This is a genomic window from Mycobacterium sp. (genome assembly GCF_039583805.1).
GTDB lineage: Bacteria > Actinomycetota > Actinomycetes > Mycobacteriales > Mycobacteriaceae > Mycobacterium.
Genome location: NZ_JAVKSH010000019.1, coordinates 1 through 23401 on the forward strand (window position 1 = coordinate 1; position 23401 = coordinate 23401).

22 protein-coding genes and 1 pseudogene are annotated in these 23401 nt (G+C 71.2%); 12 read left to right on the forward strand and 11 right to left on the reverse strand.

The window, feature by feature from the left end:
* Nucleotides 1-296: 296 nt before the first annotated feature.
* From rpmH to ABDW21_RS04080, 9 genes are all read left to right on the forward strand, one after another.
* Nucleotides 297-440 carry a 50S ribosomal protein L34 gene (gene rpmH, locus ABDW21_RS04040; RefSeq protein ID WP_079219747.1) on the forward strand — a complete coding sequence of 48 codons (144 nt, stop codon included), beginning with the start codon at nucleotides 297-299 and terminating at the stop codon, nucleotides 438-440.
* A 23-nt stretch (nucleotides 441-463) separates the two neighbouring features.
* The gene (rnpA, locus tag ABDW21_RS04045) at nucleotides 464-817 is read left to right on the forward strand and encodes a ribonuclease P protein component (protein ID WP_343600289.1); all 354 of its coding nucleotides are present in this window, start codon (nucleotides 464-466) and stop codon (nucleotides 815-817) included.
* A complete protein-coding gene (gene yidD, locus ABDW21_RS04050; RefSeq protein ID WP_343600242.1) occupies nucleotides 814-1146 on the forward strand; it encodes a membrane protein insertion efficiency factor YidD in 333 nt (110 codons plus the stop codon). The genes rnpA and yidD overlap by 4 nt, the downstream gene beginning before the upstream one ends.
* Nucleotides 1097-2227, forward strand: coding sequence for a membrane protein insertase YidC (gene yidC, locus ABDW21_RS04055; RefSeq protein ID WP_343600243.1), 1131 nt, complete (start codon nucleotides 1097-1099; stop codon nucleotides 2225-2227). The genes yidD and yidC overlap by 50 nt, the downstream gene beginning before the upstream one ends.
* 90 nt (nucleotides 2228-2317) lie before the next feature.
* Entirely contained in the window at nucleotides 2318-2860 is a 543-nt protein-coding gene (locus ABDW21_RS04060; RefSeq protein WP_343600244.1) for a R3H domain-containing nucleic acid-binding protein, read from the forward strand.
* Nucleotides 2861-2912: 52 nt separating this feature from the next.
* On the forward strand, nucleotides 2913-3641 hold the full coding sequence (gene rsmG, locus ABDW21_RS04065) for a 16S rRNA (guanine(527)-N(7))-methyltransferase RsmG (RefSeq protein WP_343600246.1): 729 nt from the start codon (nucleotides 2913-2915) through the stop codon (nucleotides 3639-3641).
* A complete protein-coding gene (locus ABDW21_RS04070; RefSeq protein ID WP_343600248.1) occupies nucleotides 3638-4609 on the forward strand; it encodes a ParA family protein in 972 nt (323 codons plus the stop codon). The genes rsmG and ABDW21_RS04070 overlap by 4 nt, the downstream gene beginning before the upstream one ends.
* Nucleotides 4606-5586, forward strand: coding sequence for a ParB/RepB/Spo0J family partition protein (locus ABDW21_RS04075; protein WP_343600250.1), 981 nt, complete (start codon nucleotides 4606-4608; stop codon nucleotides 5584-5586). Before ABDW21_RS04070 ends, ABDW21_RS04075 begins: the two co-directional genes overlap by 4 nt.
* A gap of 324 nt (nucleotides 5587-5910) precedes the next feature.
* Entirely contained in the window at nucleotides 5911-6642 is a 732-nt protein-coding gene (locus tag ABDW21_RS04080; RefSeq protein ID WP_343600252.1) for an acetyltransferase, read from the forward strand.
* On the opposite strand, the gene ABDW21_RS04085 is transcribed toward ABDW21_RS04080, so the two are convergent.
* The 8 genes and pseudogenes from ABDW21_RS04085 to ABDW21_RS04120 form a co-directional block, all read right to left on the reverse strand.
* Nucleotides 6629-7849 carry an N-acetylmuramoyl-L-alanine amidase gene (locus ABDW21_RS04085; RefSeq protein WP_343600254.1) on the reverse strand — a complete coding sequence of 407 codons (1221 nt, stop codon included), beginning with the start codon at nucleotides 7847-7849 and terminating at the stop codon, nucleotides 6629-6631. The genes ABDW21_RS04080 and ABDW21_RS04085 overlap by 14 nt on opposite strands.
* Before the next feature lie 122 nt (nucleotides 7850-7971).
* Nucleotides 7972-8310 (reverse strand): thioredoxin, encoded by a 339-nt coding sequence (gene trxA / locus ABDW21_RS04090; RefSeq protein ID WP_343600256.1) that lies wholly within the window; start codon nucleotides 8308-8310, stop codon nucleotides 7972-7974.
* Nucleotides 8307-9299, reverse strand: a complete 993-nt coding sequence (gene trxB / locus ABDW21_RS04095; RefSeq protein WP_343600258.1) for a thioredoxin-disulfide reductase — start codon at nucleotides 9297-9299, stop codon at nucleotides 8307-8309. The genes trxA and trxB overlap by 4 nt, the downstream gene beginning before the upstream one ends.
* Before the next feature lie 83 nt (nucleotides 9300-9382).
* Nucleotides 9383-9904 (reverse strand): annotated as a pseudogene (locus ABDW21_RS04100) (hypothetical protein); the annotation flags it as partial.
* 63 nt (nucleotides 9905-9967) lie between these two features.
* The gene (sigM, locus tag ABDW21_RS04105) at nucleotides 9968-10531 is read right to left on the reverse strand and encodes an RNA polymerase sigma factor SigM (RefSeq protein ID WP_343600260.1); all 564 of its coding nucleotides are present in this window, start codon (nucleotides 10529-10531) and stop codon (nucleotides 9968-9970) included.
* An 85-nt stretch (nucleotides 10532-10616) separates the two neighbouring features.
* Entirely contained in the window at nucleotides 10617-14153 is a 3537-nt protein-coding gene (gene murJ, locus ABDW21_RS04110) for a murein biosynthesis integral membrane protein MurJ (protein ID WP_343600262.1), read from the reverse strand.
* Entirely contained in the window at nucleotides 14150-16483 is a 2334-nt protein-coding gene (locus tag ABDW21_RS04115) for a hypothetical protein (protein ID WP_343600290.1), read from the reverse strand. Before ABDW21_RS04115 ends, murJ begins: the two co-directional genes overlap by 4 nt.
* Nucleotides 16484-16560: 77 nt before the next feature.
* Nucleotides 16561-17307, reverse strand: coding sequence for an NUDIX hydrolase (locus ABDW21_RS04120; protein ID WP_343600263.1), 747 nt, complete (start codon nucleotides 17305-17307; stop codon nucleotides 16561-16563).
* Nucleotides 17308-17393: 86 nt separating this feature from the next.
* Between ABDW21_RS04120 and ABDW21_RS04125 the strand changes: the two genes are divergently transcribed.
* On the forward strand, nucleotides 17394-18848 hold the full coding sequence (locus ABDW21_RS04125; RefSeq protein ID WP_343600264.1) for a CCA tRNA nucleotidyltransferase: 1455 nt from the start codon (nucleotides 17394-17396) through the stop codon (nucleotides 18846-18848).
* A 24-nt stretch (nucleotides 18849-18872) separates the two neighbouring features.
* Nucleotides 18873-19376, forward strand: a complete 504-nt coding sequence (locus tag ABDW21_RS04130) for a pullulanase (RefSeq protein ID WP_343600265.1) — start codon at nucleotides 18873-18875, stop codon at nucleotides 19374-19376.
* Between the two features lie 154 nt (nucleotides 19377-19530).
* On the opposite strand, the gene ABDW21_RS04135 is transcribed toward ABDW21_RS04130, so the two are convergent.
* Together ABDW21_RS04135 and ABDW21_RS04140 are read right to left on the reverse strand one after the other, a co-directional pair.
* Nucleotides 19531-20304, reverse strand: a complete 774-nt coding sequence (locus ABDW21_RS04135; protein WP_343600267.1) for a TIGR03084 family metal-binding protein — start codon at nucleotides 20302-20304, stop codon at nucleotides 19531-19533.
* Nucleotides 20291-21616, reverse strand: a complete 1326-nt coding sequence (locus ABDW21_RS04140; protein ID WP_343600268.1) for an MFS transporter — start codon at nucleotides 21614-21616, stop codon at nucleotides 20291-20293. Before ABDW21_RS04140 ends, ABDW21_RS04135 begins: the two co-directional genes overlap by 14 nt.
* A gap of 128 nt (nucleotides 21617-21744) precedes the next feature.
* Between ABDW21_RS04140 and ABDW21_RS04145 the strand changes: the two genes are divergently transcribed.
* Complete coding sequence (locus ABDW21_RS04145) at nucleotides 21745-22350, forward strand: YqgE/AlgH family protein (RefSeq protein ID WP_343600270.1); 606 nt, start codon at nucleotides 21745-21747, stop codon at nucleotides 22348-22350.
* Between the two features lie 34 nt (nucleotides 22351-22384).
* On the opposite strand, the gene ABDW21_RS04150 is transcribed toward ABDW21_RS04145, so the two are convergent.
* Nucleotides 22385-23257 carry an LpqN/LpqT family lipoprotein gene (locus ABDW21_RS04150; protein WP_343710085.1) on the reverse strand — a complete coding sequence of 291 codons (873 nt, stop codon included), beginning with the start codon at nucleotides 23255-23257 and terminating at the stop codon, nucleotides 22385-22387.
* Nucleotides 23258-23401 lie beyond the last annotated feature (144 nt).

The window sequence follows — 23401 nt, forward strand, 5'->3', positions numbered from 1 at the left end:
GCCTTCATGGCCACGCGCTCAAAGTAGCTGAGGCACCACCACCGGCTACGCGCTCAAAGTAGGTGAGGCACGCCGCAGGTTTGACCCGGGGAACTGTCATCAGTACCCTCGAAAAGTCGCCCGAACGTCGGCGATACGGCTGCGATCCGGGTCGCGCGCTCGGGGTCCGCGCCGGGTACCAGAAAGACGCCGTTACCAGAATGCGCTGAAGTCTGCGAAGGCTTGGTGCGGCCAGTCGTGTCCGGGCGATGAGGACAACGGCCGGCCGGGATGTCGAACGTGACGAGGAGTAAGCCGTGGCTAAGGGCAAGCGGACCTTTCAGCCCAACAACCGCCGCCGGGCCCGTGTGCACGGCTTCCGGTTGCGCATGCGTACCCGTGCGGGGCGCGCGATCGTGTCCAGTCGGCGCCGCAAGGGCCGCCGCGCGTTGACTGCCTGAACCGACTACAAGTGTCACAGGCGGTGCTTTCCCCGCAGAACCGCATGACGCGATCGATCGATTTCGGCGAGACCGTCCGGCATGGGAATCGGGTTGTGCAGCCGGATCTCGTCATTCATTTGCGGCGCACCAGCGACTCGACGGCGCCCAAGGTCGGATTGATCATCGCGAAGTCGGTCGGCTCAGCTGTGCAACGGCACCGGGTCGCGCGGCGACTGCGACACGTTGCGCGCGGGATCGTCGGGGACCTGGACCGGTGCGAACAGCTGGTGATCCGCGCGTTGCCGAGCAGTCGCGACGCCGTCTGGGCCGACCTGGAACGGCAACTGCGGACGGGCTTGTCGCGGATACATCGGTCGAGAGGATCGGTGCGGTGACGGCGCAGCAGGGCAGACCTCGGGGACTGCGTTACCAGTTCGCGACCGCGGTGGTCCGTGGGGTGGTCGCGCTGATCCAGCTGTACCGGCACCTGGTGTCGCCGTTGCGGTTGCCGACCTGCCGGTTCGTTCCGACCTGCAGCCAGTACGCCGTGGATGCCCTGACCGAGTACGGGTTGGTGCGGGGGAGTTGGCTGTCGGCGGTCCGATTGGCCAAGTGTGGACCCTGGCACCGGGGAGGGTGGGATCCGATCCCGGAGCGCCGGGTGGTCCCGGCCGATGCCGGGGACGTCCCAGCGACGCGAGGAGAGTGCGAGCCCGTTGTTTGATGTGTTCAGCCTGGACTTCGTCTACTACCCGGTGTCGGCCATCATGTGGTTGTGGTACAAGGCATTTGGCTTGGTGCTGGGGCCGACGAACTTCTTCGCGTGGGCCTTGGCGGTGATGTTCCTGGTATTCACGCTGCGCGCGCTGCTCTACAAACCGTTCGTCCGGCAGATCCGCACCACCCGCCAGATGCAGGAGCTGCAGCCGCAGATCAAGGCGTTGCAGAAGAAGTACGGCAAGGACCGGCAGCGGATGGCGCTGGAGATGCAGAAGCTGCAGCGCGAACACGGGTTCAACCCGATCCTGGGCTGCTTGCCGATGTTGGCGCAGATCCCGGTGTTCCTGGGCCTCTACCACGTGTTGCGGTCGTTCAATCGCACGACGGGCGGCTTCGGGCAGCCGCACATGTCGGTGGCGCAGAATCGCGCGACCGGAAACTATGTGTTCAGCCCTGTCGACGTGGGCCACTTCCTGGACGCGAACCTGTTCGGAGCGCCGATCGGCGCCTACATGACGCAGCGGACCGGGCTGGACGCGTTCACCGAGTTCAGCCGGCCGTCGGTCATCGTCGTCGGCGCGCCGGTGATGATCCTCGCCGGCATCGCGACGTACTTCAACAGCCGGGCATCGGTGACGCGGCAGAGCCCGGAAGCCGCCGCCAACCCGCAGACCGCGCTGATGAACAAGATGGCGCTCTATGTGTTTCCGCTCGGCGTCGTCGTCGGCGGCCCGTTCCTGCCGCTCGCCATCATCGTCTACTGGTTCTCCAACAACATCTGGACCTTCGGCCAGCAGCACTACGTCTTCGGGATGATCGAGAAAGAAGAAGACGCCAAGAAGCGCGAAGCGCTCGAACGCCGCGCGGCGAACGCGCCGGCGCCCGGGGCGAAGCCGAAACGGCCGCCGAAGGTGTCGCCGGCCGGCGATAGCGGTGAGGCGGACGCCGCCGGGGGGCGGCCGGTTGGTGCGCGCACTCCGGAGACCGATGGCGAGGTCACCGACGCGGGCATCCCGGATCAGGCTGCGCGCGGCGGCAACCGGACGCCACGGCCCGGCGCCAAGCCGAAGAAGCGCAGGCGGTGATCGGCCGGCGGCCGGCGGCGCCGCGGACAGCCGGGCCCAGGGCGGGGACGAGAGCGGCCCTTGAACGAGCGGGAAGAAGATGAGGCAGGTATGACGAACGTCGAGACAACACACGACGGCCCCGACGGCGCCGAAGAGGCCACGGCGCCGGGTGATACCGGGGCCGACCTGGAGGACCGGCTGGTCGTCGAGGGAGAGATCGCCGGCGACTACTTGGAGGAGCTGCTGGACCTGCTCGATTTCGACGGGGATATCGACCTGGACGTCGACGGCAGCCGCGCCGTGGTGAGCATCGACGGCAGTGACGACCTGAAGAAGCTAGTCGGCCGGAACGGCGAGGTGCTCGACGCGCTGCAGGAGCTGACCCGGCTGGCGGTTCATCAGAAGACCGGTGTTCGTAGCCGGTTGATGCTCGACATCGCGAGTTGGCGCCGCCGCCGCCGCGACGAGCTGGCGGCGCTGGGCGACAAGGTTGCCCGTAGGGTGTTGGACACCGGCGAGCGGGAAGAGCTCACACCGATGACGCCGTTCGAGCGCAAGATCGTGCACGACGCCGTCGCGGCCATCCAGGGTGTGCGCAGCGAGAGCGAAGGTGTCGAGCCGTCGCGCCGCGTGGTCGTCACGCCGGACTGACGGCCGAGTTACAGCGGTGTAGTTCCTCGGCGGCCGCTGCCAGGCGGAAGGGATGTTTCACGTGAAACATATCGCCCAAAGTGCGCCGCCGCCGGCTGTCGTGCCGCCGGCGCCCGAGGCGGCGGCCGTCCTGTTCGGCCCGCGACTGAGTCTGGCGGTGCGCTACGCCGAACTGCTGGCGACGTCGGGAGTTCAGCGGGGAGTCCTGGGTCCCCACGAAGCCGCGCGCATCTGGGATCGCCACCTGATGAACAGTGCGGCGGTCGGCGAACTGCTTGAGGCAGGAGAGCGAGTGATCGACATCGGCAGCGGCGCCGGACTGCCCGGCCTACCGCTGGCGATCGCCCGGCCGGACCTGAGCATCGTCCTGGTCGACTCCCAACTGCGCCGCACCGACTTCCTGGACGCGGTCGTGGCAGAACTCGGGCTGCCTGTCACGGTGGTGCGGGGACGCGCCGAGGACCCGGCGGTTCGCCGCGGTGTCGGCGCCGCCGACGCCGCGGCGTCGCGGGCTGTCGCGGCGCTGGACACGGTGACCAAGTGGAGTCTGCCGCTGCTTCGGCCGGGCGGGCGGATGCTGGCCGTGAAGGGCGAGGGAGCGCCCGACGAAGTCCAGCGCTACCGGCGTGTGATGGCCGCGTTGGGCGCCACGGATGTCAGGGTGGTGACGTGCGGCCGGGACTACCTCAGTCCGCCGGCAACCGTGGTGGTGGCACGACGCGCCGAGCGCATGCCGGTGTCGCGCCGGACGCCCCGTCGCGATCCGAGGGAGGCGGTATGAGCGAGCGGCCCGGCGTTTCCCCGACCGGTGCGCCGCAGATGCCCGGCGCGGATGTTTCACGTGAAACAGCGAGCGAATTCGACACCCCCATCGCAGCCGCGGCCGAGCGAGCCATGCGAGTGCTGCACACGGCCTACGGGCGATTGCCGCGGCCTCGTCGTCGTCGGGTCTTCACCATCGCCAACCAGAAGGGCGGTGTCGGCAAGACGACGACGGCGGTTAATCTGGCCGCCGCGCTCGCCATCCAGGGACTCAAGACGCTCGTCATCGACCTGGACCCGCAAGGCAACGCCAGCACCGCGCTGGGGATCAGCGACCGCCACTCCGGCACACCATCCTCCTACGAGGTCCTGCTGGGCGAGATCCCGCTGCGCGCCGCACTGCGCCGCAGCCCGCACAGCGAGCGGCTCTTCTGCGTGCCGGCCACCATCGACCTGGCGGGCGCCGAGATCGAGTTGGTCAGTATGGTCGCCCGCGAGAACCGATTGCGCACCGCGTTGTCGGATCTCGACAGCCCCGATCCCGGCACCGACTTCGACTTCGTGTTTATCGACTGCCCACCGTCGCTGGGCCTGCTGACGATCAACGCCCTCGTCGCCGCGCCCGAGGTGCTGATCCCCATCCAGTGCGAGTACTACGCGCTGGAGGGCGTGTCACAGCTGATGAACAACATCGCGATGGTGAAGGCTCATCTGAACCCGCACCTGGAGGTGACCACCGTGATCCTCACCATGTACGACGGGCGAACCAAGCTCGCCGACCAGGTCGCCGTGGAGGTACGCCGGTACTTCGGCGACAAGGTCCTGCGCACAGTCATCCCACGCAGCGTCAAGGTTTCCGAAGCACCCGGCTACAGCATGACCATCATCGATTACGATCCCGGTTCGCGCGGCGCGATGAGCTACCTCGACGCCAGCCGTGAGCTCGCCGAGCATGATCGGCACGCCTCCTCGAAGGGACAACCATGAATCAGCCGTCACGGAAGAAGGGCGGCCTCGGCCGGGGCCTGGCTGCGTTGATTCCGACCGCACCCGCCGAGTCGGACGGGCGTACATCGGGACTGGGGCCGCGGATGGGCGACGCAGCCGCCGACGTCGTCCTGGGCGGCGCGGCGGCCGCGGGCGCCATGGGCGCGGTGTACCGGGAGATCGACCCGGCCCTGATCGAGCGCAACCCGCGCCAACCCCGCCAGGTGTTCGACGACGACGCGTTGGCCGAACTGGTGCACTCCATTCGCGAGTTCGGGCTCATGCAGCCGATCGTGGTGCGCCCGCTCGACCGGTCTGCGGGCCCGCAGCGCTACCAGCTCGTGATGGGGGAGCGGAGGTGGCGCGCCGCCCAGGAGGCGGGGCTGACCGCAATCCCGGCCATCGTGCGGAGCACCGGCGACGAAAACCTCCTTCGTGACGCGTTGTTGGAGAACATTCACCGCGTGCAGTTGAACCCGTTGGAAGAGGCGGCCGCCTACCAGCAGCTGCTCGACGAGTTCGGAGTCACCCACGACGAACTCGCCGCGCGGATCGGCCGGTCCCGTCCGCTCGTGACGAACATGATCCGGTTGCTGAAACTGCCGATCGCGGTGCAGCGCCGGGTCGCCGCGGGAGTGCTGTCGGCGGGCCACGCCCGCGCGCTGCTGTCCCTGGAGGCCGGCGCGGACGCCCAGGAGGAGCTCGCGGCCCGGATCGTCGCTGAGGGGCTGTCGGTGCGGGCGACCGAGGAGGCGGTGACCCTGGCCAACCGTGGCGACACCACCAAGCCGGCTCCGCCCAAACGCAAGCCGATCCAAATGCCGGGGCTACAGGACGTCGCCGAGCGGCTGTCCAGCGCGTTCGACACCCGCGTCACCGTCAGCCTGGGCAAACGCAAGGGCAAGATCGTGGTCGAGTTCGCCTCGGTGGACGACCTGCAACGCATCGTCGGCGTGATGAACGGGTCGCGCGGGTGAGTTGCCCGGACACCCGATAATTACGTCACTGTGACAGTGCTGCCGGGACAGCGCTGCCGGCCGGGCGAGCCGCTACCGTCCGCTCAGTCCAATCATGCTGCGCATCAATACGTTTGGTGTACTTGAGACGATTGATTGGCGTCGCGGGACCCTGGCGCCGCCGCAGGGCGGGGCGTCGGCTCCGTGAGCGCGCCATGCCCGCGGTGTCGAGCTGATCCCGCCGGCCCGGACCGGGGGGTAGGCTCGCGTGCGGGGTGGGTCACCACCCGGTGGGGACAGCAGGGCAACACCTGCAGCACCGCACAGAGGCCCAGGAAACGTCTAGTGTCTGCACACATCACGCCGCTGCGGCTGGAAGCCTTTGACCAGCTTCCCAAGCATGCGCGTCGATGCGTGTTCTGGGAAGTGGATCCGGCCGCCCTGAGCGGCGACGATCACCTGGCCGACCCCGAATTCGAAAAAGAAGCTTGGCTGTCGATGGTGATGCTGGAGTGGGGGTCCTGCGGCCAGGTGGCCATGGCGCGTCCGGCCGAGTGCGGCCACAGCGAACCACCGTGCGTGGGGTACGCGCTCTACGCGCCGCCTCGCGCGGTACCCCGGGCACACCGGTTCCCCACCTCACCCGTGTCGTCCGACGCGGTGCTGTTGACGTCGATGCGGGTCGAGCCCGGTCCCGAAGCCGGCGACCTGCCCTACAGCCTGATCGCGCGCGTGGTCGACGAGCTGATTCGCCGGGGGGTCCGGGCGCTGGAGGCATTCGGCCGCACCGAGGACGTCGCCGAGCTGCTCGACTCGCCCGCTGCGGACCCCGACGTCGCGCCTGTGTTGGAGGTGTTCGGGGACTGCTCGGTCGACCACTGCGTGATCGCCGCCGACTTCCTGCGCGACGCGGGCTTCGTCGTCGTGGCACCGCACCGGTACTTTCCGCGGCTGCGGCTCGAGCTGGACAAGGGTCTGGGGTGGAAGGCCGAGGTGGAAGCCGCCCTGGAGCGACTGCTGGAGAAGGCGCGACTGCAGCAGCCGGTGGCCGCGGGTCCGTCGGCTACGAACCGCTGAGCCGGCCGGCCTGATCCATCGACAACTCGTGGGCGAGCAGCTCGGCGAACGTGAAAGTGCCGGTGGGCCGGTCGTTCTTGCCGAGTAAATAAAGCCGTTTCACTGCGGCGAGAATCCCTTCGGCGACAGCATCGCGGGTCGGGGCTGCGACCAACAGCGCCCGGTCGCGGGGGTTGCTGAGGTAGCCGACGTCGATCTGGACGGTCGGCATCCGAGTCAGCCGCAGCAGGTCCCAGGTGCGGCCGTGGGTTCGGCAATCACGTAAACCGGTTCGCGCCACCACTTCTCGTTGAATGAAGTCGGCAAGATTGCGGCCGATGGTGGACACCGAACCGTGTGAATTACCGAAATGGAAAGAGGCGACGCCGTTCGCCGAAGGGCTGTGCTGGGTTTCGCAGCGCAGGCTGATCATCAGGTCGGCGCCGACGGAGTTGGCCGTGGCGGCGCGCTCGGGGTCCGACGGGCTGTGGGTGGTCGGGCGTGACAGGAATGTCTCCATACCGATTGCCGTCATGCGGCCTTCGAGTCGACTTGCCAAGTCCCACAGGATATCTGCCTCGCTGATGGGCCCGTCGTCGCCCTGCACGATCAGGCCGTGGTCGGCGCCGCCCCGGCCGGGGTCGATGATGATCCTCTTGCCGGACAGCTTCGGGCCGGACCGGCGGACCAGCTCCTCCTCGCGGATGGCGTGGGGCGAGCCGCCGCTGACGCGTGAGCTGAGAAAGTACAAGGACCGCAACGTTTCCGGGCCGCAGATACCGTCCGCGGACAGCCCGTACTCCCGTTGGTAGGACATCAGCGCGTTGTGTGTCTGCAACCCGAAGTGTCCGTCGACCATGCCGGTGTAGAAACCGAGGTCCTGCAGCCGGGCTTGCAACGTGGCGACGTCGTCGCCGTACATCGGTGCCCCGAATTGGTGGTTGAGCGTTCTCGCGCCGAGCCGGTAAGACGCCTCCTTGAGCGCACGGTAGGTCGCCTCACCGACCATGCCGTCGACCAGCAACCCGCGGTGCTGCTGGAAGGCCCTGACCGCGCGGTCGAGTTCGGTGTCGAACACCTCCAGCGCGACGTGCCTTCCGGTGGTGAGGTCGTCGTCGGAATCGTCCAGGTGCCCCAGGGCGGACAGCGCGGCCCGGATCTCGGTGACCGCTGCGCCGCGGTCACCACAGCGCAGCGCCTCGCCGGGGCCGCGGTGCGGAGTCGACATTGCCAGGCCTCCGGTGAGCCGGTCCGAACATCCCTGCCGATCGCTTGACAGGCTTGGCGGTATTGTCGCAGACGGTGGCCGGTTTGGGGAAAACGAACGCCAGGCGAACCGCCGGTGCCGAGTTAGCCGGGGATGACCTCGGCGAGTTCGCGGAGCAGGGCCGCCTTGCCTTTGGCCCCCACGATCCGTTTGACCGGCTGCCCGTCCTTGAACACGATCAGCGTCGGGATCGACACCACCTGGAAGTCGCGGGCCGTCTCCGGGTTGGCGTCGACGTCGAGCTTGGCTACGGTCAACCGACCCGCCTGTTCGGCCGCGATCTCCGCCAGGACCGGCGCGACCATCTTGCACGGACCGCACCAGGTGGCCCAAAAGTCAACCAGCACAGGCGTATCGCTTTCCAACACAGCTGTCTTGAAGGACGCGTCGCTGATGTCCACCGGGGCGGTGTGTTGGCTCATCGGGGTACTCCTATCAGGTTGGTGCCGCCGGCGGTTCCCGGCTCGGCTGCATGGTGACGTTCTGCCAACCAGCGTTCGGCGTCGATCGCCGCCGCGCAACCGGTGCCGGCGGCGGTGACGGCCTGCCGGTAGCGGTGGTCGACCACGTCGCCGGCCGCGAACACGCCGTCCACCGAGGTGTGCGTGGTGCCGTCACGCACCAACACGTAACCATCGGGGTCGAGGTCTACCGCGCCGCGCACCAGCTCCGAGCGCGGGTCGTGGCCGATCGCGACGAAGACACCGGTCACGTCCAGCGTGGACTCCGCGCCGGTAGCGGTGTCGCGCAGCCGCAGCCCGGTCACGGTGCCCTCGCCGTGCACGGCGAGCACCGCGGCGTTGGTGACGAACCGGATCTTGTCGTCATTGCGGGCCCGGTCGAGCATGATCGCCGAGGCGCGGAACTCGTCGCGGCGATGCACGATCGTCACGCTGCGGGCGAACCGGGTCAGGAACGTGGCCTCTTCCATCGCCGAGTCACCGCCGCCGATGACGGCGATGTCCTGATCCCGGAAAAAGAAGCCGTCGCAGGTTGCGCACGAGCTCACGCCCCGGCCGAGCAGGTCCTGCTCACCGGGCACCTGCAGGTAACGCGCCGCCGCGCCCATCGCCAGGATGACGGCCCGCCCGCGGTGGGTCTCGCCCTCGGCGGTGACCACCGATTTGACCGGGCCGTGCAGCGACACCGATTCGATGTCTTCCATCCGCAGGTCGGCGCCGAACCGCAGCGCCTGCTCACGCATCTGGTCCATCAGCTCCGGGCCGGTGATGCCGTCGCGGAACCCTGGATAATTCTCCACCTCGGTGGTGGTCATCAACGCCCCGCCGAACGAGGTTCCCTCGAACACCAGCGGCGCCAACTGGGCCCGCGCCGCGTAGATGGCCGCGGTGTACCCGGCGGGCCCGGAGCCGATGACGATGACGTCGTGGACAGTGCTGTCGGGGGTCATAGCAGCCTTTCGGGTGTGCCGGCCGTCGCGACGGGCGTCAAACGTCTACGAACGCCAGGGTAGCCGGTGATGTTCCATGGACGTCACCGCCGGTTGACGATCCGGTCGGCCAGCAGCCCGGTGTCCGCCGAGCTGCAGTTCGGGGCGACGGCGAGCGCCGCCACGGTGTCGGGCGCCGGACCGGGCAATACCAGCAGTACGCCCGGGTGGCCGTTGACCGTGACCGCACCCGCCCCCAACACTGTGGTCGACGACGGGTAACCCAGCCCGCTCAAACACGACGCGCGCCGGCGCGGATCACCCAGCGGCCCGTAGTCTGGCCGGCGGCCGAGCAGCGCGAGGACCTCGATATCCGACAGCGGAATCGCCGCGGGTGGCCGCGACACCGTGATGTGCTCGGCGGTCACCGGCGCGCTGGGCGTCGGGGCCGGCGCGGTGACCAGAGCCGCGGTGCCGAGACCGACCGCGATGACGACCGCGGCCAGCCCAGCCGCGGCGGCGAGCAAGCGCGCCGGGTGGGCCCGCGTCCGCAGCGCATGGGCGGCGCTCCCGCCGGTGCACGGGGTCGACCGCAGCGCCGCGCTGATGCCGGCCAGGACGGCCGGCGGCACCGTCAGCGGCGCCTCGTCGGGGTCATCGGGGACGTCGGCCATCGGCCTCAGTGTGCGTCACGACGGGTCGGGGCGGTCGCCGAGGTGGCCGAGCATGGCCGCCAGGCGCACCCTGGCACGGGCGCATCGGCTCTTGACCGTGCCCTCGGCCACGCCCAGCAGCCGGGCGGTGTCGGCGACCGAGTACCCGTGCATGTCGACGGCCACCACGGCGGCGCGCTGCTCGACGGGCAGCCGCTGCAGCGCTCGCCGAACCACGATCGCCGTCTCGACCTGGTTCGTGCGGTCGCACACCGGATAGTCGTCGTCCAGGCTTGCGGTGGGATGAGATTTGGTGCGGCGCAACCGGTCCAGGCAGGCGTTGACGACGATGCGGTGCAGCCAGCTGCTGACGGCGGCGTCCTGGCGGAACGAACGGGCGCCACGGTGCGCCGACAGCATCGCGTCCTGCAGGGCGTCGGCGGCGTCCTCGACGTTGCGGCTGGTGAGCCGGGCCAGGCGGTGCAGCTGGCGGTGGTGGCGGTGGAACAACTCCTCGAAGGCGTAACGGTCGCCGGCGACGTGGGCGGCCAGCAGCTCGGCGTCGCTGCGTTGCTGTCGAGCCGGGTGTCGTACGCCCACGGCCGGGACGGTAGCCACTCGGCGCCTGCCCGGCACTTCACCCGCACGCGACCCGCGCCCGCCCTGGACGGACGCGTGGCCGCCGTCAGGACGCAGCCGTCACGGTGATCCCGGAGATGTCGGCGCGGCTCTTGCCGTCGGTGGTGCCCAGTGTGGAGATCCACACCAGCAGGTTCGACGTCGGCGACGTCGCGTTGACCGGAATGCTGTTGTGTCCCGGGTGCACCGGGGTCGGCTGCGTCAACGCGGTGGTGTCGCCGAGGGTGTCCGGGGTCGACGTCTCCGACGAGCGGATCTGAATCTTCGTGCCGGTGCTGGAGATGTCGAGATTCACGGCGCCGACCACGACGGGTTCGGGCAGCTGCAGCAGCAACCCGACGCCGTTTTTGAAGCCCGGGAACGGGGCGGCGTCGCTGTAGGTGTCGGTGGCCCAGGCGGTGGCCGGGTTGCCGTCGATCGCCAGGTCGGCCTGGCCGGGGTTGTCGGCCTCGCCCTCGGGCGAGAAGACGGTGGCCCGCAGCGGTTTGACTGTGCGGCCCGTCGCCGCGGTACCGCCGCCGGACGTCGTCGACGACGGCGGCGCGTTGAGGCCCAGCTCGTTCTTGTCCAGGCCGCTGACGTCGCCGAAGATCCTGCTCAGCACCGACGCCAACGCCACCAGCGCCACCGCGATGATCGCGACGCCGACGCCGACGCCGATCAGCACGCCACGCCGGCGCCGGATCCGCGCCCGTTCGTCGTCCACCGGCGGCGGCCCGGTGCCGGGGCGTTGCGCCCGCGGCGGCTCCTCGACCGCGGCCAGCGCGTCGGTGTGGTCGGCTATCGTGGTCGCCTGCTCCAGCAAGTTCAAAAGTGTTGCTGCGCTGCGTATTCCACCGTCATCCTGAACCGAGTGCGCAGCGGCCGCGGAGATCTGGAACGGGATGTCCCCGTCGATCATCCGCGGTTCCAGCGGCTGGCCGGCCTCGTCGAGCCGGGCGGGCGTCATCTCGTTGCGCACCCCGGACTCCGGCAGCGGCCACCGGTTGACGAGCAACGCGTACAGCGCCGCGCCTATCCCGCGGATGTCGTCTTCGGGTGTGGTGTGCGGCATGGTCGCCGGGAACGCCAGCACCACGTCCCCCTCGATGCTGACCCGCACCCGCGCGGGGTGGTCGACCGACAGCGTGACGCCGGCGTGGTGGGCGGCCGCGGCGGCCGCCGCCAGCGTCTGCATGGCCCGGGCAGCGCCCACCGCCGACGGCGACGTGTCGGCAACCTCCTGCAGCGAACCGCCCCGGATCCACTCCGCGACCACCAGGCCGCCGGCGCCGCTGTGGACGACGTCGAGCACACGGGCGATACCCGGAGTGTCGGTACGGCTCAACCGTAATGTGCGGGAAAGGATCTCGCGTACGTCGTCGCCGGGCAGCGTCCCGTCCGGGTCGACGAACGTCAGCGCCACCTGCCGATCGAGCGCCGTGTCGAGCGCCTGCCAGAACCGCAGGTGCGCGGTGCCGCCGTGGCAGACCAGCAGCCGGTAGCGGCCGCCGGCGATGCTGGCGCCCGGAACAAGGCTGGTGTCGCCGGAGTCCGGTTCCGTCCGCGGCGCGCGGGGAAGGTCGATCGGGTCGCGCGCGGCATGCGCACCCGAGTGTCCCCGGCCGGCGGGCCCGCCACCGGCGTACCGCTCCGGCGGCGGCGGTGCGGACACGGTGCGGACCTGCAGATCCGGCGGGATGTCCGGGCGGAAATCATCGGCGGCCGGCCGGGGCGTCGCCGAAGCCGGTGTGGGCGAGCCGCTTTCCGATGGGCCGTCGCTCATGACCGGTCCTTTCCCCGTCACTACCCGGGCGACCCGCCCCGGGGGCTCGCGCCGGATCGGATCCCGGACCGGATGGCCCCCCGGCGTCGTCGAAATGCTGCGCTCAGCGTACGGGACAGCGTTGCGCCCCGACAGGCGATTGAAGACACCGCGCCGCGGGGCGGCCGCCTGCAGCCGACGGCCCCCGACCCGGCCGCGGATCGCGGCCAGCGCCGCCCGCGCCTCGGGCACCTCGGCGCGGACCAGGAACGTGGCGATGATCGGGCCCATCACCGCCGCGAGCACGCCCAACCGCAGCAGCGAGCCGGCACCACCGGCGCGGGGCGTCAACGTGTGCAGCCCGGTCAGCCGGTCGGCAAGGTAGGCAACCAACCCGGCCAGCAGCGACGCTGCGGTCGTCACCAGGATGGTCCGCACCTCCGGGGTCCCGACCAGGTGACCACCCGTCGGCCGCAGGGTCCGCCGCAGCAGGTAGTAGCCGACGATGGCCCCGGCGAGGAAGCCCAGGCCGTTGGCCAGCCCCAGGTAACCGGCGACGAGGTCGGGGTTGTCGGTGACATGCGGCGCCAGCAGCGAGGCGGCGATCTTGACGGCGGTGATGACGAGGATGACGACCAGGGGCGTCCAGGGCTGCTGGCGGGCATAGAACACCCGCAGCTGCAGCAGCACCAGCGCGTAGGGGATCAGCGTGAACGCCGACAGCGCGATCGCCGTGCCCAGGTAGCCGGCGTCGACGCCGCCGAAACGCCCGTAGGCGAACAGCGCGCTGCCGATGGCCGGCCCGCCGACCGTCATGAACGCCACGGTCGGGATCAGCGTCACCATCGTCAGCCGGGTGGCCAGCGACACGTCGGCGAGCACCGCGCGGGTGTCGTCGGCGGCGGCGTTGCGGCTCAGCCGCGGCATCACCACCGTGAGCACGGTGACGCCGATCATGCCGTACGGCAGCTGCAGCAGCAGCCAGGTGTAGTAATAGATCGCCGGACCGGACGCCGCCGAGGTGCTGGCGATCTGGTTGGTGACCACCAGCCCGAGCTGGCTGATCAGCACATAGCACAGCATCGCGGCGGCCATCGCGCCGAAGCGTTTGAGCCGCTCGTCGATACCCCACAGCGGGCGCAGGCTGATGTGCTGGCGCCGAATCGCCGCCAGCAGCACCGCGGTCTGCGCGACGACGCCCAGCGTGGTGCCGACGCCCAGCACCAGCAGCTTGGCGCTGCCCATCCGGGCCGGGTCGGTGGACAGCTCGCCGGGCACCGCGAGGAAGACGCCCAGGGTGGCGACGGCGACGACGTTGTTGACGACGGGCGCCCACGCCGGGGGCCCGAACACGTTGCGGGTGTTCAGGATCGCCATGAACACCGACGACAGGCCGTAGAAGATCACCTGCGGCAGCAGCAGGTAGGCGAACGCGGTGGTCAGCGGCTCGTCGACCTGCGGGTCGCGGCCCAGCATCAACCGGACCAGCAGCGGGGCGGCGGCCACCGACGCCACCGTGGCCGCCAGCAGCAGCGTGGTGGCCAGCGTGACCAGTCGGCGCACGAACGCCGCGCCGCCGTCGGCGTCGTCGGCCTCGGCGCGGGCCAGCACCGGCACGAAGATCGCGGTGAACGTGGCCTCCAGCACCAGCGCGGCGACCAGGTTGGGCAGCTGGTTGGCCACCGAGAACGCGCTGGACAGCGCCGCGCCCAGGATCGCGGCCAGCAGCACGATCCGGCCGAAACCGGTGACCCGGCTGACCAGCGTCGCCAGCGCCATGCCCCACGACCGCGACACCAGCGCGGCGTCCGACAGCTCGACCCGGCCGGCGGAGCTCATACCCGATGCTCGTGGTCGACGCGGGTGTCGTGCGCGGCGCGCACCGCCGCGTCGGCCGGTGCCGGCCGGTCCAGGTCGGCGCGGTCGGGTTGGCCGCGGAACCGGTGCCACAGCCGTCGGCCCGCCAACGTCACCAGCACCGCCGCCGCGGTCATCGTGATCGCGAACAGCACCCTCCCGTAGGCGTTGGAATGCACCGACAGCCGCACCGGCTCGCCCAGCGGCACGCCGCCGGGGGTGCGCAACGCCACGTCGACGGCGACCCGCTGGGTGAAGTGCACCTCGATCGGCACCCGCAGCGGCAGATACCCCGGCGGCAGCTCGACCTCGCCGACGTCGGCGACGGTCATGCCGGGTGGGGCGTCGACCTGCAGGCGCACCCGGATGGGGACGGCCAGCCCGTTGTGCAGCGCCAGCGGCAGTGGGCTGTGCTCGGTGGCCAGCGTGTAGGAGCCGCCCGGGTTGACGATCGTGACCGACCCGAACAGGTCGTCGATCGTGACGCCGACGACGTCCAGCCGCTGCTGCGCCAGGCCGTTGCGGGTGTCGGGCGGCACGGATTGGCTCACCGCACGCAGCATGTCCTCGCGCAGCGGGGCGGTGTAGGCGACCCCCGTCAGGCCGGTGCGCCCGTCAGTGGTCAACGCCGCCGTCAGCTGCGACAGCCGGTCGGCCTGGTGGGTGATCTGGGCGATGACGCCGGCGTCGAACCGGCCACGCTCGCCGCCGTCGGCCGGCAGCGGTGCGGCCGGCGCGGTCGCGGCCTGCGCGTCGGCGATCAGCTCCGGCAGCGGGCGCGGCACCGCCAGCCCGGAGCGGACCGCGGTGGCCAGCGTGGTCAGCAGGGCGCCGGCGTCGTCGGTAGAGAGCTTCCAGGTGGGCGGCGGCAACAGGATTTCGGTGCGCGGCCCGGCGTCGGGCGCCAGGCCGCGCCACAGCATCGCGCTCAGGGCGTCCTGCCGGCGCGCGGTGCTCGAGTCGTGGCGCAGCCGGGCTGCCGACGCGGACACCAGATAGGTCGGCGCGATCGGGTCCGAACCGGCGGCTGCCAGGGCGGCGCCGACGGCAGGGTCGAACGGCGCGCTCACCACCCGGGCGGACACCCGTCGCGGCGCCACGTCGGCGGTAGCGTCGGAGGCCGCGGGAACGTCGGCGGCACCGATCGCCACCGTGGCGCCCTCGGCGCCGAGCAGCTCGGCGGCGCCCCGGGTCAACCAGCTGTCGGCCAGCAGCGTGACGCCGGGTGTTGACGCGACGCCCAGGATCTGGTCGACGATCCCCGCGGAACCGCTGGTCGCGATCGTGCTCAACCCCGCGTTCCCGACGCGCTGCAGCGCGTCCAAGTCGGCCTGGGCGTAGGGAGTCGGCGCCACACACAACCGTCCGCCCAGTGCACGTAACCGCTCCAACCACGCCGCGGCGGCGGCCTGCCCGGTGCCGGGATGGGCGGGCGTTCCCGGCCCGGTGTCCCCGGGAGAGTCGGACACCACGTAGCCGCCGGTCATGGCGTTGACGGTGACCGCCAGGTCCGGGTCGACGGCCAGGCACAGTGAGCGCGCGACGGCGCCGTCCGGGTCGACGTCTAGGCTGGTGGCGAATTCGGCGGCGGACAGCAGGGTGTCCAGCCGGCCGCCGGGGGCCAGCGACGTCGCTAGCTCGTCGTCGGTCAGCCGCACCGGTGTCGTGCCGCCCGGCGCGCCGGGAGCCAGCCGCGGCCGGTCGGCCAGCGGCCACAGCATGGTGAGCTGCACCGGCGCGGAGGTGTCGGGTGCGACGACGGCGCTCAACGCGTCGGCGGCGCCAGCGGCGGGGTCGGCGGGCACCCCGGCCACCGGCATCAGGAAGCGGGCGTTGTCCAGCCGCGCCGGGTCACCGTAGTCCGGTGTGCCGTTGACGTTGACCAGCAGCGGGTAGATCCCCGGCCGGTCGATCGCCAGCGACGGCGCGGTCTGCGACCGCACCGGCGCGGACAGGGTGAAGGCCGCCTTGTGACCGCGCGCCAGCTCGGACGCCACCAGCGCGAAATCGGTGACCGGCTGGTATTGGTCGGTGCTGCCGTCGAGGCTGCTGCCCAGGCCGGTCGAGGACCCGACCGCGCCGGCGCGTTCGAGGCGGGCCATCACGTCACGAACCGGCCGATCGCCGACATTGGTGACGACTCCGCTGACGGTCACCACCGGTTCGCTGGTGGTGGTCACCACGTCGGGGGTGATCCGGTCGATGCGGAGCTGCACGAACGGCGTCGCGCCGGGCTCGCCCGCGGCAGCGCGCGGCACGGCGGCGGGCAGTGTCGGCACGGCCACCCAACCGGTCAGGATGCCGGCCACCATCGCGAGGCGCAGCACAAAAGCCCGCTGCAGGGCCCGCTGCAGGGCCCGCTGGAGGGCTCGCCGGAGCCGCAACGCGGTCACGGCCCCGGACCGTGACCGTTCGTCCGGCCCGGCGCGGATCCGTCGGGACGACGGTAGTGGGCCCGGGAGTGGGTCTGCGGCCGCCGCTGCGGCGAGCCTGGCGGCAGGGGTGGCAGCGCGGCCGGGCCGTCGGCCTGCAGCTTGTCGATGAGTTCGCCGGCCACTTGGGCCAGCCGCCGCTCGTCGGCGTATGCCAACCGTGACGTCAGCTCGGGGATCGGCACCCAGGCCACCTCGGCGACCTCGAGATCGTCGTCGGACAGCTCGCCGCCGGAGCACCGCATCAGGTAGTGGTGCACGGTCTTGTGCACGCGTCGCCCGTCGGTGACGAACCAGTAGTCGATCTTGCCCAGCTCGGCCAGCACGCTGCCCTGAATCCCGGTCTCCTCCTCGACCTCGCGGATCGCGGTCTGCTCGGCGGTCTCGCCGAGCTCGATGTGCCCCTTGGGCAACGACCACAGCATCCGGCCGCGGCGGTCGACCCGGCCGATCAGCGCGGCAACCTGTTCTTCGCGGGGCCGGTCGATTCCGTCGATCACCAACCCGCCGGCGGAGGTCTCGTGGACCGTGCGCATCTGCTCGGCCCCGCCGCGCGCCGACGACGGGCTGCGCTCAGCACCGTCGGACGCTGCGGCGGTTCCGGACTTTGCGGTGTCGGCGCGGTTCTCGGCGGCATCGCTTGCTCGCCGACCGCGGCGCCTGCTGCGGCGCCTGCGTGGTTTGGCTCGTTCGCCCTCCGACACCCAAGCGATAGTAGCTGGCACGGCTGGGCGTTCCCGGACGCACTCGCCGGCGTGGTTTCGACGGTTTCCCACTAGGCTCATCGACCGTGGCCGACACCGCCCGGGATGCCGACCTGCTGGCCGCGGGTGCGGTTGCCCTGCACCGCCACTCCGCGTTGTTGCGCGAGCTCGGCTCGGTGTTCGCCGGTGCGGGACACGAGGTGTATCTGGTCGGCGGGTCGGTGCGGGACGCGCTGCTGGGCCGGTTGAGCCCCGACCTGGACTTCACCACCGACGCGCGCCCCGAGCAGCTGCAACGCATGCTGCGCCCGTGGGCGGACGCGCTGTGGGAGGCCGGGATCGAGTTCGGCACCGTCGGCGCCGTCGTGGCCGGCCGTCGCCTGGAGATCACCACCTTCCGCGCCGACCGCTACGACGGGGTGTCGCGCAATCCGCGGGTGCGTTTCGGCGAGCGCCTCGACGACGATCTGGTGCGCCGCGACTTCACGGTGAACGCGATGGCGGTGCGGGTCACGCCGGACGGTCTGGGTGAATTCCTTGATCCGCTGGGCGGGATGGCGGCGTTGCGGGCCGGTGTGCTGGACACCCCGGCGGCACCGGAGGTGTCCTTCGGCGACGACCCGCTGCGGATGCTGCGGGCCGCGCGGTTCGTGTCGCAGCTCGGGTTCGCCGTCGCGCCGCGGGTGCGGTCGGCGATCGAGGCGATGGCGTCCGAACTGAGCCGGATCACCGCCGAGCGGGTGGCCGCCGAGCTGGACAAGCTGCTCCTGGGCGGCGACCCGGCGGCGGGGATCGACCTGCTGGTGCAGACCGGGATGGGCGAGGTGGTGTTGCCCGAGGTCGGCGCGATGCGGATGGCCATCGACGAGCACCACCAGCACAAGGACGTCTACCAGCATTCGCTGACGGTGCTGCGGCAGGCCATCGAGCTCGAGGATCCCCCACCAGACGGGGGCCCCGATCTGGTGTTGCGCTGGGCGGCGCTGCTGCACGACATCGGCAAGCCCGAGACCCGCCGCCACGAGCCGGACGGCGGGGTGAGTTTCCATCACCACGAGGTGCTCGGCGCCAAGTTGACCCGTAAGCGGTTGCGGGCGCTGAAGTACTCCAAGCAGCTGGTCGAGGACGTCTCGCAGCTGGTCTATCTGCATCTGCGGTTCCACGGCTACGGCGACGGCGCGTGGACCGACTCGGCGGTGCGCCGCTACGTCACCGACGCGGGCCCGCTGCTGGGCCGGCTGCACAAGCTGGTGCGCGCCGACTGCACCACCCGCAACAAGCGCAGGGCCGCCCGGCTGCAGGCCAGCTACGACGACCTTGAGCGGCGGATCGCCGAACTGGCGGCGCGGGAGGACCTCGAGCGGGTGCGGCCTGACCTGGATGGCAACCAGATCATGCAGATCCTGGATATCCCGCCCGGGCCGCAGGTCGGAGCGGCGTGGCGGCATCTCAAAGAGCTGCGGCTGGAACGCGGGCCGCTGTCCCGCGACGAGGCCACCGCGGAGCTGCTGTCCTGGTGGCAGGAGCACGGGAACCGTTAGCCGCCGACGGCCGTCGGACATCGCATGGAGTACTGCCTGGGTTCCGGTGACGGCTCGGCGACGGTGTGGGACGCGCAGCCGGACCTCGACCTCGACGGCGACGGCCGGTTCGACGCGATCAGCCTGGACTTCGACGGCGACGGGCTGCGCGACGACGCGTTGGCCGACCTGGACGGCGACGGCCTGGCCGACCACGCGGTGCTGGACCTCGACAACGACGGCAGCCCGGAGAGCTACTTCACCGACGACGGGTCGGGGACCTGGCAGCTGGCCGCGGACCGGGCCGGAGGGCTGCGCTGGTTCGGCCTGGACGGCGCCGAGCACACCGGCGGCCCGCTGGTGGACTTCGACGGCGACGGCCGGGTCGATGACCGGCTGCTCGACACCGACGGTGACGGCGTGGCCGATCGTGTGGTGTGCGACGGCGGGACGACGGGATACGTCGACACCGACGGTGACGGGCGCTGGAATGTGCGGCTCGTCGACGGCGACGGCGACGGGGCCGCCGACGCCGCGCAGACCCTGTGACGGGCATCTCGGGTTTGTGCTGAAGCACCGACCTGCGCGCGCTCATCGACCGGCGCGGGGTTTGGTGGGGCGCGGCTCTTTTCGCGTGCGGCGCGCGCTCATCGACCGGCGCGGGGTTTGGTGGGGCGCGGCTCTCTTCGCGTGCGGCGCGCGCTCATCGACCGGCGCCCGGCGGGCCGGCGAATGCTTGCGCGATCCATAGCCAACGCTCGGCGTCAGGACCGTCGGCCGTGACGTCGAGCGCGGCGCGCGGCCGCCGCTGGGTGACCAGCGCACAGAAGTCCTCGGCGGATCCGGTGACCCGCTGGGCGGCGTCGGGCGGGCCCCACGACCAGGTGCCGCCGTCGGGTGCGCGCAGCTCGACGTAGAACGGCTCGGCCGGCGGTGTCAGACCGTTGACGACGAACGCGTAGTCGCGGGTGCGGACCCCGATGTGTGCCACCGAGCGCAACCGCGGGGTGGCCGGCCGGCGCACACCCAGGGCGTCGGCGACGTCGAGCCCGTGCGCCCAGGTTTCCATCATCCGTGCGGTGGCCATCGACGCCGCGCTCATCGGCGGCCCGAACCAGGGCAGCTTGCGTCCGTCGGGAACCGTCAGCAGCGCGTCGTGCAGCCGCCGGCGGGTGATCCGCCAGTCGGCGAGCAGCTCGGGCGGCGGGCCGGCGGCCAGCTCGTCGGCACCGGCGTCGACGAATCCGGTCGGGTGGTCGGCCGCGGCCGCCAGCAGCCGGCCGAAGCCGGCCTCGTCGGTGACCGCGGTGAGCGCCACCCGGTCGGTCCACAGCAGGTGTCCGATCTGATGGGCGATGCTCCAGCCCGGCGCCGGTGTCGGCTCGGCCCAGCGGGCGTCGGGCAGCGGCGACACCAGTGCGTCGAGGTCGTCGCTTTCGGCGCGCAGGTCCGCGACGATCCGGTCAGTTTCTGCCATCGGCATACCGTAACGATGGGTCGCGGGCCGATCGCCGCGCGACGCCGGCATGAACCGCGAGCCCCGCAAGGTAGATCACCGCGCCCGCCAGGGCCAGCGCCGGGGAGTGCCCGTCGCCGCGAACGACGGCCGCCGCCGCCGCGATCGCCACGATGAACGCCACCCAGAACAGGGCGTCCTGCACCGCGAACACGTGTCCGCGCAGGGCGTCGTCGACGTCGACCTGCATCGCGGTGTCGGCGCACAGCTTGACCACCTGCCCGGCCGTGCCGAGCAGGAACCCGCACACCACCAGCACCGGCAGGTGCAGGCTGGCGCCGGCGAGCTGGACGGCGGCGGCCGCCGCCAGCGCGCCATTTGCGGTGGCGTAGCGGCCCCACCGGCGCACCGCGGGCGGGGTCACCGCGTTGGCCAGAAACGCCCCGGTGCCGGCGGCGGCCAGGAACACCACGGCGGCGCCCAGGCCCCCGACCTGTGCGCCGCCGGCGCCGCGCACCAGCAACAGCACCAGCAGTGTGTTGATGCCGAACACCATCCGGTGCGCGGCCAGGCCGGCCAGCGTCGCGGCGACCGTGGGCCGGGCCAGCACGGCGCGGGTGCCGTACAGCCAGCCGGTGATCACCGCGTAGCCGACCGACCCGTGCACCGCCCGCCGACTGTCGTCGGGACCGAGCGCACCGGCCGCGAACCGCAGCGAGAGCACCAGCGCGAGCGCGACCGGAATCGTCACCAGCACGACGATCGACGCGGACCCCCGGTCGCCGGCGCCGAACAGCGCGCGCGGCACGAGCATGAAGTTGGCGCCGAGGAACGCTGCCACCGCCCCGGTGGCGGTGGCGAGCGAGTTCATCGTGACGACCTGCTCGCGCGGCACCACATGCGGCAGCGCCGCCGACAGGCCCGAGGAGACGAACCGGCCGAAGCCGTTGACCAGCAGCGCGCCGCCCAGCACCAGCCGGTCGGCGGCCCCCGCCGCGAAAAGGCTTCCGACCCCGCCCACCGCCACCAGCCGACCCAGGTTGGCGCCGACCAGCACCAGCCGGCGGTCCCAACGGTCCATCAGCGCACCGGCGAACGGACCCAGCATCGAGTAGGGCAAGAGCAGCACCGCAAACGCTCCGGCGATCTGCAGCGGGCCGCCGGCCCGCTCCGGGTTGAACAACAGCGCCCCGGCCAGGCCCGCCTGAAAGAGCCCGTCCCCGAATTGGCTGACCGCGCGAAGCCGCAGCAGCCGCCAGAAGTCGCGCAGGGTACGCGCCGAACGCCAGACCGCGCCGGGTGCGCGCGTGTGAGTCACAGCACCTACTTCCACGGTGCGGCCCGACAGCCGGCCCGGGCCTAAGTCCGCTGCCTCACAGTACAAATCCTTACAGTACAAATATCGAGTTGCGGTCCGCCGGTTCACCCCGGCGAAACCTGCGCTGATGTCATGATGGTGGCGTGGCGCAGCACGAAGATCCCGAGGATTTTGTCGCGCCTGCGGCGCATCGCGTGCGGGCGGGCACGCTGCTCCTGGCCAACGCCGATCTACTGGAGCCGACCTTCCGGCGCAGCGTGATCTACATCGTCGAGCACAACGACGGCGGCACCCTGGGGGTGGTGCTCAACCGGCACAGCGAGACCGCCGTCTACAACGTGCTGCCGCAGTGGGCCCGGCTGGCCGCCAAACCCAAGACCATGTTCATCGGCGGTCCGGTGAAACGTGATGCGGCGCTGTGCCTGGGGGTGCTGCGGGTCGGGGCCGACCCGAACGGCGTGCCGGGCCTGCGGCACGTGTCCGGCCGGACGGTGATGGTCGACCTCGACGCCGACCCCGAGGCGATCGCCCCGTTCGTGGAAGGAGTGCGGATCTTCGCGGGATACTCGGGCTGGACGATCGGTCAGCTCGACGGCGAGATCGAGCGTGACGACTGGATTGTGTTGTCTGCGTTGCCATCTGACGTTCTCGTTCAACCCAGAGTGGATTTGTGGGGCCGGGTGCTGCGACGCCAGCCGCTGCCCCTGTCGCTGCTGGCCACCCACCCGATCGACATCAGCCGCAACTGAGGGACATCGGCTGCGCCCTGCCGGCAGCCGGCGGTCAGCGTGCGGCGGTGGGGGACTGCCCGGGCGAGGCCACGCGGCTGCCGGCGCCGGGCACGCGCACCCGGAAGCCGTTGACTACGGCGTCGGTGGCCGGAGCGTCGGCGACGGCCACGGCCACGTCGGTCGTCACCGCCAGCGAGACCAGGTAGCGGGCGTTGCCCGAGGTGGCGATGACGTGGCGCCGGGAGGTGTTCAGCGTCATGTCGTTCTGGCGGTAGGTGCCCTCGATGTGCGACGACGGGAAGCCGTCGAAGTCGGCCAACGAGGCGTTGGTGGTTCGCCACGCGGGCTGTTGCAGGCTGTCGACGTAGCCGTGGGTGATGGCCTCGGCCGGATCGAAGTCGCCGACCAGCTTGTAGACCACTACCTGCGCGTTGGACGTGTACAGGCTGGGACCGGTGCGGTCGGCGATCACCGCGAAGGCGTCGGGCACGTTGGGGTCGGGCACCTGCGTCCACCGGGGCGGCACCGGTACGGTGATGTCGAGTGCTTTGAGGGTCTGTGGCTGCTGCGGCTCCAGCGTCACCGCCTTGCTCTGCAAGTAGTCCCGCAGCGTGCCCGAACTGGCGGGCAGCAGGGCCGGCTGCGCCGCCGGCGGCGACGGCGCCGCGGGCTGCGCCGGCATCAGCGACGACGACACCGGCAGCTGCGAGGACGACGGCGCCGTTCCCGGCAGGGTGTTGCCGACGGCGCTGGGGGCGCCTGCGACGGACTGGGGCGCCGGGAGTGCGGGAGCCGGCACCGGGGCGGGCTGCGGCGGTGGAACCGGTTCGGCCGACGCGGTGGCGCCGGAAAGGACAAACGCGCCGGCGACGCCGACGGCAATAGTCGCGACCACCACCCGCCGGCTGCAGGCAATCCGCATCATGAGCGCCGGTCCTTCCAGCGAAACGTCGTAGCAGAGAGGTCGTTGAACTCAGACTGTAACCACCGCAACCCGGCCGCCGACAGGCTTGACACGGAGCTGGGACGAAGCCCTGATCGGTCTGCAACGCAACCGAGATCAAGCCGT